Origin of the sequence: Streptomyces colwelliae (genome assembly GCF_048158785.1) — a bacterium.
In the GTDB taxonomy this organism is placed as follows: domain Bacteria; phylum Actinomycetota; class Actinomycetes; order Streptomycetales; family Streptomycetaceae; genus Streptomyces.
Window position 1 is genome coordinate 1 of sequence record NZ_JBLTJC010000003.1, and the last position, 12,931, is coordinate 12,931.

Below are 12,931 nucleotides of genomic sequence, written 5' to 3' on the forward strand. Positions count from 1 at the left end.
CCCCCGCAACCCCCTCCAACAACTCCCGCGCCGAATCCGCCCCCGGCCGCAACTCCGCCCGCTTCTCCAGCAGTTGCCGCAGAACGGGCCCGAGCCGCCCCGCCCGCCGGGGTTCCGGCAAGGGCTCGGAGACGATCGCCGTGAGGGTGGAGTACGTGGACGTGCGGCGGAACGGGGACGCGCCCTCGACCGCCGCGTACAAGGTCGCGCCCAAGGCCCAGACGTCCGACGCCGGGCCCGGGTCCGCGCCCTGCGCCCGTTCGGGGGCCAAGTAGTCCAGGGAGCCGATGAGTTCGCCGCTCCGTGTGAGGTGGGTGGCGGAGCCGTCGCCCGGGTCGTCCATCGTCGCGATGTCGAAGTCCGTGAGGACGACGCGGCCCGAGCGGTCCAGGAGGATGTTGCCGGGCTTCACATCGCGGTGCAGGACGCCGACGGCGTGGGCCGCGGCCAGCGCCTCCATCACCTTCGCGCCGATCCCGGCCGCCTCGCGCGGATCGATCGGGCCGCGCTCCGCCAACACGTCGTCCAGGGACGGGCCGTCGATCAACTCCATGACGATCAGCGGGCGTCCGTCGACCTCCGCGATGTCGTGCACGGCGACCACGCCGGGATGGCGGATCCGCGCCGCCGCCCGCGCCTCGCGCTGCATCCGCAGGCGCAGGTCGGCCAGTTCGGGTCCGTGGGCGTCGGTGAAGGTGCGCAGTTCCTTGACGGCGACCTCGCGGCCGAGGACCTCGTCGACGGCCCGCCAGACGACGCCCATGCCGCCACGCCCGAGTCGGTCCACGACGCGATAGCGCCCGGCCAGCAATCGGTCGACCCCGTCCACGCGTCCGCTCTCCCCCGAAGGCACCGCCCGCTCCGTTCCTGTGGCACATCCATGAACGCCGTACAGCCTACGGGGCGGCGGTGACAACAGAAGCCGGCGCCAACACCTGTGACAGGTCCGCTACTTGGCGGATGCCGTCAGGTCACCCCGGCGCGGTGCCGCGAAGCCCTCCAGGTCCATCCGGGTCAGCCCGGTCGCCCTGGCCACCTCGGCGATGTCGAGGGCGCCGCAGTCCAGGCCGCGCAGCAGATAGCCGCTGAGTGCCTTGGCGGTGGCGGGCTCGTCCATGACGTCGCCGCCGGCGTGGTTGGCGTAGCGGGAGAGGCGGGCGGCTGCCTGCTCGAAGCCCTCGCGGTAGAAGGCGAAGACGGCCGCGTAGCGGGTGGGGATGTGGCCGGGGTGCATGTCCCAGCCCTGGTAGTAGGCGCGGGACAGGGCGCGCCGGGTGAGGCCGTAGTGGAGCCGCCAGGCGTCGTGGACCTTGGCCGTGGGGCCGACGGGAAGGACGTTCGTCGAGCCGTCCGAGACACGCACCCCCGTCCCCGCCGCGGCGACCTGCATGATCGCCTTGGCGTGGTCGGCGGCCGGGTGGTCGCTGGCCTGGTAGGCGGCGGAGACGCCGAGGCAGGCGCTGTAGTCGAAGGTGCCGTAGTGCAGGCCGGTGGCGCGGCCCTCGGCGGCCTGGATCATGCGGGCGACGGTCGCCGTGCCGTCGGTGGCGAGGATCGACTGGCTGGTCTCGATCTGGATCTCGAAGCCGATCCGGCCCCGCTCCAGCCCGCGCGCCTCCTCGAAGGCCTCCAGGAGGCGCACCATCGCGGTGACCTGCTCGGCGTACGTGACCTTGGGCAGGGTCAGGACCAGCCCGTCGGGCAGCCCGCCTGCCTCCATGAGTCCGGTCAGGAAGATGTCGAGGGTGCGGATGCCGCGGTCGCGCACCGGCGCCTCCATGCACTTCATCCGGATGCCCATGTACGGCGCCGCCGTGCCCTTCTCGTACGCCTCGGTGATCAGGCGGGCCGCGCGGGCGGCGGCCTCATCCTCCTCGGCGTCGGGGCGGGGGCCATAGCCGTCCTCGAAGTCGACGCGCAGGTCCTCGATGGGCTCGCGCTCCAACTTGGCCCGCACGCGCGCGTGGACGGGCTCCGCGAGGTCGTCGGAGAGGCCGAGGACGGCGGCGAAGGAGGCCGCGTCGGGGGCGTGCTCGTCGAGCGCGGCCAGCGCCCGGTCGCCCCAGGTGCGGATCGTGTCGGCGGCGAAGGCGTCACCGGGGACGTAGACCGTGTGGACGGGCTGGCGGGTGCCGGGGTCGCCGGGGTAGCGGCGCTCCAGTTCGGCGTCGACCGGTGCCAGGGAGGCGCTGATCTCCTCGCTGACCGCGCCCGCGAGGCTCGTCGCCACCTTCTCCTGCTCGCCGTGACCCATTCCCACACCCTCCAGTTTTCCGCTCTACGGAATCAACAATCCGTAGAGCGAAGTTATCCGTGGAGCTTCCCGCCGGTCAACACCCTGTCCACGCCGTGAACCCGGGCGTTCACTGCCGCCCCGAGGCCCTCTTCCGTCCAGCCCTTCGCCCCTTCATCCTGACTCGCAAGGGGAGGGGACGCACATGCCGACTGTCAGGACGGTTACCCGTCGCGCGGGACTCACCACACTGGTCGCGGCCGCCGTCGCCCTGCCACTGATCGGAACCGTACGCTCCGGCGCCGTCCGGAACGAGATCCGCCTGCTGGACGTCATGACGTTCAACCTGCGTTTCGCGAGTACCGACGAGCCCAACAGCTGGAAGGTCCGCCGCCCGGTGATGCGCGATCTGCTGCTCCGCGCGGCCCCCGACATCATCGGCACCCAGGAGGGCCTCTACGCGCAGCTCCAGGACATCAAGGAGGACCTGGCGCCGCACTACGACTGGATCGGCGGCGGCCGCAAGGGCGGCAGCTTCGACGAGGAGACGGCGATCTTCTACGACACCCGCCGCCTCGCCCCCGTCGAGTACGACCAGTTCTGGCTCTCCGACACGCCCGCCGTGATCGGGTCGAACACCTGGGGCGGCGCCCACCCGCGCATCGCCACCTGGATCCGCTTCCGCGATCTCGGGGACGGCAAGCGGGAGTTCTACGTCCTCAACACCCACCTGGACAACGCGAGTCAGTACGCACGCGAGCGTGCCGCCACGCTCATCGCCGAACGCATCGCCACCCTGGACAGCTCCCTGCCGCTCGTGGTGACCGGCGACTTCAACACCGCCGCGTACACCACCTCGGTCTACTCCACGATGCTGGACGCGGGCGCGGGCCTCAGGGACACCTGGGACGCGGCGGCCGCGCGGGGGCAGCTCTACGGCAGCTTCCACGGTTACCGCGCGCTCGTGCCGGGCGGTCCGCGCATCGACTGGATCCTGGTCACCCCGGGAGTCACCGTGCGCCGGACGGCCCTCAACACCTTCTCCGAGAACAGCCAGTTCCCGAGCGACCATCTGCCCGTGCAGTCGACCATCAGCCTGGGATGAACGAAGGCTCCCGCGACCACATGGGTCACGGGAGCCTCGTACGGCCTGAAAGGCATCGGCCAGAGATCAGCCCTTGCGGGAGTTGACCTCTTCGGTGAGCTGCGGGACGACGTCGAAGAGGTCGCCGACCACGCCGTAGTCGACGAGGTCGAAGATCGGGGCCTCGGCGTCCTTGTTGACGGCCACGATCGTCTTCGAGGTCTGCATGCCCGCGCGGTGCTGGATCGCGCCGGAGATGCCGTTGGCGATGTACAGCTGCGGGGACACGCTCTTGCCGGTCTGGCCGACCTGGTTGGAGTGCGGGTACCAGCCGGCGTCGACGGCGGCACGCGAGGCGCCGACGGCCGCGCCGAGGGAGTCGGCGAGAGCTTCGATGATCGCGAAGTTGTCCGCGCCGTTCACACCGCGGCCACCGGAGACGACGATCGCGGCCTCGGTCAGCTCCGGGCGGCCGGTCGACTCGCGGGGGGTGCGCGCGGTGACCTTGGTGCCGGTGGCCTTGTCCGAGAAGGTGACCGCGAGGGCCTCGACGGTGCCGGCGGCCGGGGCGGCCTCCACGGCGGCCGAGTTCGGCTTCACGGTGATGACCGGGGTGCCCTTGGAGACACGGGTCTTGGTGGTGAAGGAGGCGGCGAACACCGACTGCGTGGCCACCGGGCCCTCGGCACCGGCCTCCAGGTCGGTGGCGTCGGTGATGATGCCGGAGCCGATGCGCACCGCGAGGCGGGCGGCGATCTCCTTGCCCTCGGCGGAGGACGGCACCAGGACGGCGGCCGGGGAGACGGCCTCGTAGGCCGCCTGGAGGGCGTCGACCTTCGGTACGACGAGGTAGTCGGCGTACTCGGCGGCGTCGTGGGTGAGGACCTTCACCGCGCCGTGCTCGGCGAGCGCGGCGGCGGTGTTCTCGGCACCGGGGCCGAGGGCGACCGCGACGGGCTCGCCGATACGGCGGGCCAGGGTCAGCAGCTCCAGGGTGGGCTTGCGGACGGCACCGTCCACGTGGTCGACGTAGACGAGAACTTCAGCCATGGGAATGGTCTCCTGCGTGCTTGCGAAGTCTGGAAGTCTGAGGGGCGGTAAGCGAGTTGGGCCTTGACCCGGGGGCCTTAAATGAACTTCTGGCCCGCGAGGAACTCGGCGAGCTGCTTGCCGCCCTCGCCCTCGTCCTTGACGATCGTGCCGGCGGTGCGCGCGGGGCGCTGGGCCGCGGAGTCGACAGCCGTCCAAGCGCCTTCGAGGCCGACCTCGTCGGTGTCGATCTCCAGGTCGGAGAGGTCCCAGGCCTGAACCGGCTTCTTCTTGGCGGCCATGATGCCCTTGAAGGACGGGTAACGCGCCTCGCCCGACTGGTCGGTGACGGACACGACGGCCGGCAGGGACGCCTCGAGCTGCTCGCTGGCGGTGTCGCCGTCACGGCGGCCCTTGACGACGCCGTCCGCGACGGAGACCTCGGAGAGCAGCGTGACCTGCGGGACGCCCAGGCGCTCGGCCAGCAGGGCGGGGATCACACCGGCGGTGCCGTCGGTGGAGGCCATGCCGGAGACGACCAGGTCGAAGCCGGCCTTCTCGATCGCCTTGGCCAGCACCAGGGAGGTGCCGATGACGTCGGTGCCGTGCAGGTCGTCGTCCTCGACGTGGATCGCCTTGTCGGCGCCCATGGACAGCGCCTTGCGCAGGGCGTCCTTGGCGTCCTCCGGGCCCACGGTCAGGACGGTGATCTCCACGTCGTCGTCCGAGTTCTCGGAGATCTGCAGCGCCTGCTCGACCGCGTACTCGTCGAGCTCGGAGAGCAGACCGTCCACGTCGTCCCGGTCGACGGTCAGGTCATCGGCGAAGTGCCGGTCGCCAGTGGCGTCGGGCACGTACTTCACAGTGACAACGATCCTCAAGCTCACGCCGGCTCTCCTACTGCATCGTCATTTTCGGCTGCCTACTTCCAGGCAGCATAGGCGCCCTGAACGGCCGTTCCCGGTGGGGGCGACCGGTGCTCCGAGCGAAATATTACTCGCCAGTACGCACTCCTACGCTCCCCCAAGGGGTGCCCGCTAAGCAAGCGCTTTGAACTGTGACCTGTGCAACGCAGCGTAATCGGAACTCGACGCTTCCGCAGGGTGGCCCGTCACCCACCCGGAGTGGCCTCAGTCACGCAGCCCGTTGAAGCGGCCCTGGTGGTAGAGGAGCGGGCGGCCGGAGCCCGCGGGGTCGCCGAGGACGACCTCGGCCAGCACGATGCGGTGGTCCCCGGCGGGCACGCGCGCGACGACCCGGCACACCAGCCAGGCGAGCACGTCGTCGAGGACCGGCACACCCTCGGGACCCTCGCGCCAGACGGTGGGCTCCCCGAACCGGTCGGCGCCGCTGCGGGCGAAGGTGGCGGCCAACTGCTCCTGGTGCTCGCCGAGTATGTGGACACCCACATGGTCGGCCCCGGATATCGCGGGCCAGCTGGAGGCGCCGGTGCTGATCCCGAAGGACAGCATCGGGGGCTGCGCGGAGACGGAGCTGAGCGAGGTGGCGGTGAAGCCGACCGGGCCGTTCTCACCGCGCGCGGTGATCACCGCCACACCGGCCGCGTGCTGCCGGAAGACGGAACGCAGCAGGTCGGGAGAGGCGTGCTGAGGGGAACGGGTGCCGAGGTCGGGCGTGGCCGTCATGGAACTGTCCTTCTGCCGAGGGGACGAGCGGGGTCCGTCGCTGCTCAACAGCCCGGACAGCGCGCGCTCGCGGTGCGGGCCAGGTCGACGTGCACCCGCCCGTAGAGAAGGAGTTCCGAAGGCATACGGTCAGGCTGACGATAGGTGGTGCGCACAGTCAAGTACGTTCCGATATATGGGAGATGACTCACCGTCGTCGTCACGACCGTCAGACCGCCTCCCCCAGAGCCGCGATGACATCCGCCTTGCGGGGGAGGCCGGTGGCACGCCGTACGACCCGCCCGTCGGCGTCGAGAACCAGCACGGTGGGGGTCTTCAGGATGTCGAGTTCCCGTACGAGGTCCAGGTGGTCCTCGGCGTCGATCTCGATGTGATGGACACCGGGGACCATGCCGGCCACCTCACCCAGCACCCGGCGCGTGGCCCGGCAGGGCGCGCAGAAGGCGCTGGAGAACTGCACCAGGGTGGCCTTCTCGCCGAGGTCGCCGCCCAGCTCCGCGGCGCCGAGCCGTTTTCCGCCGTCGCGCCCACGCACGCGTACTCTCCCGCTCCGCCGCCGATGCAGCACTCCGTAGGCGCTCGCCGCCGCGAGCACCACCACGCACACCACAAGTCCGCTCATCGACCCTTCCAGCGTTCACGAGACTGCAAAGATTCCCGGCACCACGAATCCTTTCCGTTGCGGAATCCTTGATTCATGGACATCGACGTAAGAGGACCGCGTTTCGGAGCGGCCCTGACGACCGTGGTACTGGCGGTCGTGCTGATCACCGGCAGCTTCTGGCTGCTGGCCTGGCAGACCCTGGCGTTCGCACTGGGCGCGGCGGGGGGCGTGGGCCGTTCGCCGTACGGCTGGCTGTTCCGGAAGGCCGTACGGCCCCGGATCGGGCCGCCGACCGAGTTCGAGTCACCGGAGCCGCCGCGGTTCGCGCAGGCGGTCGGGCTGATCTTCGCCGGGGTGGGTCTGGTCGGTTTCGGCCTGGGTCCCGACTGGCTCGGGCTCGCGGCGACGGGGGCCGCGCTGGCGGCCGCGTTCCTCAATGCCGCGTTCGGGTACTGCCTGGGGTGCGAGATGTACCTGCTCGTGCGTCGGGTGGCGGTACGCGCACAGTAAAGGCCGCTTAAAAGGCCGAGGTGGATCAAGCGATCGACGTGACGAGGATCTCGCCGTTCTGCGGCACGAGGACTGGCCACTCGTTCGTTCTTGGGGCACGATCTGCGCAATGCCGTAAACCTACGGCTGCGTAGCTTTCCCGCCCGGAGAACCCCTTCCAGGCAGAGAGAAGGGTCCACCCCGTCCATGGCTGAGCTTGTCTACCGCCCCGTCATCGGTCTCGCCCAAACGCTGTTCAAGGCCTGGGACCTCAAGATCGACTGCAAGGGGTCGGAGAACATTCCGCGCTCGGGCGGCGCCGTGCTGGTCAGCAACCACATCAGCTACCTGGACTTCATCTTCGACGGTCTGGCCACCCTGCCGCAGAAGCGCCTCGTGCGCTTCATGGCGAAGGAGTCGGTGTTCCGGCACAAGATCTCGGGTCCGCTGATGCGCGGCATGAAGCACATCCCGGTGGACCGCAAGCAGGGCGAGACCGCGTACCAGCACGCGCTGGAGTCGCTGCGGTCCGGGGAGATCGTCGGCGTCTTCCCCGAGGCGACGATCTCCCAGTCCTTCACCCTGAAGAGCTTCAAGTCCGGTGCGGCGCGCATGGCCCAGGAGGCCGGCGTCCCGCTGATCCCGATGGCACTGTGGGGCACTCAGCGCCTGTGGACCAAGGGCCACCCGAAGAACTTCAAGCGCAGCCACACCCCGATCACCATCCGGGTCGGCGAGCCGGTGGAGGCCCCCCAGGACCAGTACGCGGGCGCGATCACCCGCCGACTGCGCGAGCGCGTCCAGGAGCTGCTCGAAGCCGCCCAACGCGCCTATCCGGTACGGCCCAAGGGCCCGGACGACACGTGGTGGATGCCGGCCCATCTCGGCGGCACGGCACCGACCCCCGAAGAGGTCAAGGCGGCCGAGGCGCGCTGAATCGTCACGCCGGGGCGTGGACGGTGATCCGCGCCCCGGGGCTGAACTTCTCGAGCAGCTCGGCCAGTTCGGCGCCCGCACGCTCGACCTCGGCGACGGGCATCGGCGCCAGACTCTCCAGCAGGAAGACGGCGGAGGCGGTTTCCTCCGTGAGCCTGGTGCGCGGCCCCTGCCGCCAGTTCCAGCGGCGGCACGTGACACCGGCCGCGTCGCGCCACACGACCTCACCCGCGTCGGGATGTTCGACGACCTCCTCGCCGCCCGCGACGGTCACGAACTCCTCGTCCCCGGCGGCCCGTTGAAGGGTCATCGCACCCTGGATACGGTCGGTGTCCTCTCCCCCGACGGGGATCAAGTGGGCGACGCTGATGGCGTTGTAGAGGTCGACCAGCACGTTGATCCGGGGCAGCCCGCCGTCGGAAAGCGCCCTCTTGGCCAGCGCCTCAGCCGAGTTGCGGGTCCGTGACGGCTTCGACCCGAACGCCGTGTACACCTCGCGCCAGGCCACCATGTGCGGATCCTCGTGCGGCGCGCGCCCGTCCAGCCGTACGGCCAGTCGGCGGGCCGCGTCGTCGAGGAGCGCCGAACTCGCGTCGGTGCTCGGCCCGTTGACCAGTCCGGTCGCCTCGATCGCCACGTGGGTGAACCCGGGGGCGAGGGCGCGGACTTCGTCGGACACAGTAAGGGTGAGGGTCATGGTCTGCCTCAGAGTGCGGTCGGGAGTGTCTGCCACAGGTGCGGCCGGTCGGTGGCGACCTTGAGGGCACTCAGCACGACCGGGTGTGGTTCAGCGTACAGGACCGGATAGTCCAGCTCATTGAACTCTGGATCGGGTACGAAGGCCAACCGCTCGCCGTCGAGGGAGAACTGTGCGTCCACGCCCGGCTTGTTGCCGCGCGGATCCTGCCGGTGCCAGGCCCCGTTGAACCGCACGGCGACCAACCCGTGGACCACATCGAACTTCTGATAGCAGAACGCCGTAGGAATGTCCTCGGCCCGCAGCAACGCGGCCAGCGCGTGCGCCTTCGCGTAGCAGATGCCGGTGCCCTGCTCCAGGACGTCGGAGGCCCGCCAGGTGACGCGCGGATCGCCGGAATCCTGCGAGTGCGGGATGGTGTCGCGGACGAACTCGAACGCGAGGCGTGCATAGCCATACGAGTCCGTGGCGCTTTTGGCGAGACGTGCGGCCGTCTCCCGTACGAGGGGATGGTCATGGTCGATGACCTCGTCAGCGGCCAAGTAGGCGGACAGGTCGGGGGTGTTCTGGATCAGCTCCATGACCGCAGAGCATAGGAAAGCGATCACCCGAGAGTCAATGACTTTTCAGGCAATCGCATACCTATGCACAGAGGGACTTGGAGTCGGTGGGCCTAGCGGGCCATCTCCTCCTTGAGCGCCGCCACGAACGCGTCCACGTCGTCCTCGGTCGTGTCGAAGCCGCACATCCAGCGGACGTCGCCGGCGGCCTCGTCCCAGAAGTAGAAGCGGAAGCGCTGCTGAAGGCGCTCGCTCACGTCGTGCGGGAGGCGGGCGAAGACGCCGTTGGCCTGCACCGGGTAGAGGATCTCCACACCGTGCACCGCGCGCACGCCCTCGGCGAGGCGCTGGGCCATCTCGTTGGCGTGGCGGGCGTTGCGCAGCCACAGGTCCTTGGCGAGCAGCGCCTCCAACTGCACTGATACGAAGCGCATCTTGGAGGCGAGCTGCATGGACAGCTTGCGCAGGTGCTTCATGTGGCTGACGGCGTCCTGGTTGATGACGACGACCGCCTCGCCGAACAGCGCACCGTTCTTGGTGCCCCCGAGGGAGAGGATGTCGACGCCGACCGCGTTGGTGAACGTCCGCATCGGGACGTCCAGGGAGGCGGCCGCGTTGGCTATCCGGGAACCGTCGAGGTGCACCTTCATGCCGTGGGCGTGGGCGTGGTCGCAGATCGCGCGGATCTCGTCGGGCGTGTAGAGGGTGCCGAGTTCGGTGCTCTGGGTGATCGAGACGACCTGCGGCATCGCGCGGTGCTCGTCGTCCCAGCCGTAGGCCTGCTTGTCGATCAGTTCGGGCGTGAGCTTGCCGTCCGGGGTGGAGACCGTGAGGAGCTTCAGCCCGCCCATGCGCTCGGGGGCGCCGCCCTCGTCGACGTTGATGTGGGCGCTCTCCGCGCAGATGACCGCGCCCCAGCGGTCGGTGACCGCCTGGAGCGCGACGACGTTGGCGCCGGTGCCGTTGAAGACCGGGAAGGCCTCGGCCGTAGCCCCGAAGTGGCTGCGGATGATGCCCTGGAGGTGGTCGGTGTAGTCGTCCTCGCCGTACGCGACCTGATGGCCGCCGTTGGCGAGGGCCAGGGCTGCGAGCACCTCGGGGTGGGCGCCGGCGTAGTTGTCGCTGGCGAAGCCGCGGATCTCCGGGTCGTGATGGCGACGGGCGTCGGTCTTCGGAGGGTTCACGGCTTCTCGGTCAGCCACAGACGGTTTCCGTTCACTTCGGCGGCGGGCTTGTCCCAGACGCCGGCGATGGCCTCGGCGAGGTCCTTGACGTCGGTGAAGCCCGCGAACTTCGCGTTGGGGCGTTCGGCGCGCATCGCGTCGTGCACCAGCGCCTTGACCACCATGACGGCGGCCGCGGAGCTGGGCCCGTCCTCGCCGCCCGCCTTGCGGTAGCCGTCGGCCATCGCGAGGGTCCACGCCTCGGCGGCGGCCTTCGAGGCGGAGTACGCCGCGTTGCCCGCCGTGGGCTTGCTGGCGCCCGCCGCGCTGATCAGCAGGTAGCGGCCGCGGTCGCTGCGCTCCAGGCCGTCGTAGAAGGCCAGGGAGGTGTGCTGGACGGTGCGGATGAGCAGCTTCTCCAGCAGGTCCCAGTCGGCGAGGTCGGTGTCGGTGAAGGACGCGCTGCCGCGCCAGCCGCCGACGAGGTGGACCAGGCCGTCGACGCGGCCGAAGTCCTTCTCGATGTGCTCGGCCCAGTCGCGGGTCGCCTGCGGGTCGAGCAGGTCGACGGTGTCCCCGACGACCGTGGCGCCGCCGTGCGCGTAGCGGGCCGCGTCCACGGCCTCCGCCAGACGTTCGGGATGCGCGTCCGCGCCGACGACGGTCGCGCCCGCCTCGGCCAGCCGCAGCAGCACGGCACGCCCGGCGGGCCCGCCCGCTCCGGCCACCGCGATCACCGCGCCGTTGAGCGCCCCGTTCCCCATGGTCCTCGCCTCCTGAGCCAGTTCTGTGGTGCGGCCGCTCACGCGGCGATCCGCTCGGCGCTCTCCGCCGTGATGCCCCGGGTCGACGCGATCACGTTCTTCAGCTTCTTGGAGAGAGCCTCATAGAACATGCTCAGCGGAAACTCGTCCGGAAGCACGTCATCCACGAGTTTCCGCGGCGGCTGGCTCAGGTCGAGGGCGTCCGGACCCTTGGCCCACTTGGAGCCCGGGTGCGGGGCGAGATAGGTCGCGACCAGCTCGTAGGCCTTGAACCAGTGGACGAGCTTGGGGCGGTCGATGCCCGCGCGGTAGAGGTCCTCGATCTCGGCGCACAGCTGGTTGGTGACCTCGGGGGCGCGCCGCCAGTCGATGTGCAGCTTGTTGTCGGTCCAGCGGACGACGTCGTGCTTGTGCAGGTAGGCGAAGAGGAGCTGGCCGCCGAGTCCGTCGTAGTTGCGGACGCGCTCGCCGGTGACCGGGAAGCGGAACATGCGGTCGCAGAGGACCGCGTACTGCACGTCACGGGCCTGCGGAACGCCGTCGGCCTCCAGCTTCACGGCCTCCTTGAAGGCGGTGAGGTCGCAGCGCAGCTCCTCCAGGCCGTACATCCAGAACGGCTGGCGCTGCTTGATCATGAACGGGTCGAAGGGCAGGTCGCCGTGGCTGTGGGTGCGGTCGTGGACCATGTCCCACAGGACGAAGGCCTCCTCGCAGCGCTTCTGGTCGTCGACCATCGTGGCGACGTCCTCGGGCAGTCGCATGCCCAGGATGTCTACGGCGGCCTCGGTGACCCGGCGGAAGCGGGCGGCCTCGCGGTCGCAGAAGATGCCGCCCCAGGAGAACCGTTCCGGCGCCTGCCGTACGGCGATGGTCTCCGGGAAGAGCACGGCAGAGTTGGTGTCGTAGCCGGACGTGAAGTCCTCGAAGGTGATGCCGCAGAACAGCGGGTTGTCGTAGCGGCTCGCCTCCAGCTCGGCCAGCCAGTCGGGCCAGACCATGCGCAGGACGACCGCTTCGAGGTTGCGGTCCGGGTTGCCGTTCTGCGTGTACATCGGGAAGAGCGCCAGGTGCTGGAGTCCGTCCCGGCGGTTCGCGGCGGGCTGGAAGGCCAGCAGCGAGTCGAGGAAGTCGGGCACCTGGAAGCCGTCGTCGGCCCACTGCACCAGATCCCTGACCAGGGCGGCGTGGTAGGCCGCGTCATGCGGGAGCAGCGGGGAGAGCTCCTCGACGGCGTCCGTCACGCGGCGCACGGCGGACTCGGCCTCCGCGCGGCCCGGGGCACCCTCGGCCGCGAAGTCGATCGACCCGTCCTTCGACTGCCATGGCCGGATCCGCTCCACGGCATCCTTGAGCACGGGCCACGCCGGATGCTCCACCACCCTGGTCACGGGAGGAAGCCGCTCCTCGAAACCCACCTGCACAAGAATTTCCGTCATGTCCCATCCTCCACGGGAGAACCTCGCGTATGGACACCGTATGCGTTCATGGTTTCCCCTAGCAAGGCGGGCCCAGCAAATTATCCTGCGCCTCCTATCCGTCACCGCCCTTTTTCCTGCCGGACACAAAGAAGGCGATTACTTCCGCCGTGGCGGGGTAGGCAGACGGATGCCTATGACCTAGGGACACCGAGGGCCGGTTTCGGTCAATGGCCGCCGGACTCGCCCACGGCAGAGTGACGACAACGGGCAGTCCGCTCCCGGCATTCCCCGTCCGTCGCCCCCAATCC

At 69.8% G+C, this 12,931-nt stretch carries 14 protein-coding genes; 3 read left to right on the top strand and 11 right to left on the bottom strand.

Annotated features, from left to right (window positions below):
* Both ACNFOC_RS01005 and ACNFOC_RS01010 read right to left on the bottom strand, forming a co-directional pair.
* Window positions 1-853: serine/threonine-protein kinase (locus ACNFOC_RS01005; protein ID WP_416955578.1), on the bottom strand; the 853-nt coding region annotated here is incomplete at its 3' end.
* 96 nt (window positions 854-949) lie between these two features.
* A complete protein-coding gene (locus ACNFOC_RS01010; RefSeq protein ID WP_416955580.1) occupies window positions 950-2,254 on the bottom strand; it encodes a DUF6986 family protein in 1,305 nt (434 codons plus the stop codon).
* A 184-nt stretch (window positions 2,255-2,438) separates the two neighbouring features.
* Between ACNFOC_RS01010 and ACNFOC_RS01015 the strand changes: the two genes are divergently transcribed.
* Window positions 2,439-3,338 (top strand): endonuclease/exonuclease/phosphatase family protein, encoded by a 900-nt coding sequence (locus ACNFOC_RS01015; RefSeq protein ID WP_416955582.1) that lies wholly within the window; start codon window positions 2,439-2,441, stop codon window positions 3,336-3,338.
* 66 nt (window positions 3,339-3,404) lie between these two features.
* On the opposite strand, the gene ACNFOC_RS01020 is transcribed toward ACNFOC_RS01015, so the two are convergent.
* The 4 genes from ACNFOC_RS01020 to ACNFOC_RS01035 all read right to left on the bottom strand — a co-directional run bounded on the left by ACNFOC_RS01020 (window position 3,405) and on the right by ACNFOC_RS01035 (window position 6,614).
* Window positions 3,405-4,367, bottom strand: a complete 963-nt coding sequence (locus ACNFOC_RS01020; RefSeq protein ID WP_416955584.1) for an electron transfer flavoprotein subunit alpha/FixB family protein — start codon at window positions 4,365-4,367, stop codon at window positions 3,405-3,407.
* A 77-nt stretch (window positions 4,368-4,444) separates the two neighbouring features.
* Window positions 4,445-5,233 carry an electron transfer flavoprotein subunit beta/FixA family protein gene (locus tag ACNFOC_RS01025; RefSeq protein WP_262062823.1) on the bottom strand — a complete coding sequence of 263 codons (789 nt, stop codon included), beginning with the start codon at window positions 5,231-5,233 and terminating at the stop codon, window positions 4,445-4,447.
* Window positions 5,234-5,476: 243 nt separating this feature from the next.
* On the bottom strand, window positions 5,477-5,992 hold the full coding sequence (locus ACNFOC_RS01030) for a flavin reductase family protein (protein WP_416955587.1): 516 nt from the start codon (window positions 5,990-5,992) through the stop codon (window positions 5,477-5,479).
* 208 nt (window positions 5,993-6,200) lie between these two features.
* A complete protein-coding gene (locus tag ACNFOC_RS01035; RefSeq protein ID WP_416955589.1) occupies window positions 6,201-6,614 on the bottom strand; it encodes a TlpA family protein disulfide reductase in 414 nt (137 codons plus the stop codon).
* A 75-nt stretch (window positions 6,615-6,689) separates the two neighbouring features.
* Here ACNFOC_RS01035 and ACNFOC_RS01040 point away from each other — a divergent pair, with 75 nt between their 5' ends.
* Together ACNFOC_RS01040 and ACNFOC_RS01045 are read left to right on the top strand one after the other, a co-directional pair.
* Window positions 6,690-7,106, top strand: coding sequence for a DUF4395 domain-containing protein (locus ACNFOC_RS01040; protein WP_416955591.1), 417 nt, complete (start codon window positions 6,690-6,692; stop codon window positions 7,104-7,106).
* Between the two features lie 186 nt (window positions 7,107-7,292).
* Complete coding sequence (locus ACNFOC_RS01045; protein ID WP_416955593.1) at window positions 7,293-8,021, top strand: lysophospholipid acyltransferase family protein; 729 nt, start codon at window positions 7,293-7,295, stop codon at window positions 8,019-8,021.
* 4 nt (window positions 8,022-8,025) lie between these two features.
* Here the strand turns inward: ACNFOC_RS01045 and ACNFOC_RS01050 are convergent, their stop codons facing one another.
* The 5 genes from ACNFOC_RS01050 to ACNFOC_RS01070 all read right to left on the bottom strand — a co-directional run bounded on the left by ACNFOC_RS01050 (window position 8,026) and on the right by ACNFOC_RS01070 (window position 12,641).
* Window positions 8,026-8,718, bottom strand: a complete 693-nt coding sequence (locus ACNFOC_RS01050) for a B3/B4 domain-containing protein (RefSeq protein WP_416955595.1) — start codon at window positions 8,716-8,718, stop codon at window positions 8,026-8,028.
* Between the two features lie 8 nt (window positions 8,719-8,726).
* Window positions 8,727-9,299 (bottom strand): transglutaminase domain-containing protein, encoded by a 573-nt coding sequence (locus ACNFOC_RS01055; RefSeq protein WP_416955596.1) that lies wholly within the window; start codon window positions 9,297-9,299, stop codon window positions 8,727-8,729.
* 92 nt (window positions 9,300-9,391) lie between these two features.
* Window positions 9,392-10,462, bottom strand: coding sequence for a threonine aldolase family protein (locus tag ACNFOC_RS01060; RefSeq protein WP_416955598.1), 1,071 nt, complete (start codon window positions 10,460-10,462; stop codon window positions 9,392-9,394).
* Window positions 10,459-11,205 (bottom strand): SDR family NAD(P)-dependent oxidoreductase, encoded by a 747-nt coding sequence (locus tag ACNFOC_RS01065; RefSeq protein WP_416955600.1) that lies wholly within the window; start codon window positions 11,203-11,205, stop codon window positions 10,459-10,461. Before ACNFOC_RS01065 ends, ACNFOC_RS01060 begins: the two co-directional genes overlap by 4 nt.
* A gap of 38 nt (window positions 11,206-11,243) precedes the next feature.
* Window positions 11,244-12,641, bottom strand: coding sequence for a DUF6421 family protein (locus ACNFOC_RS01070; protein ID WP_416955602.1), 1,398 nt, complete (start codon window positions 12,639-12,641; stop codon window positions 11,244-11,246).
* Window positions 12,642-12,931: the final 290 nt, after the last annotated feature.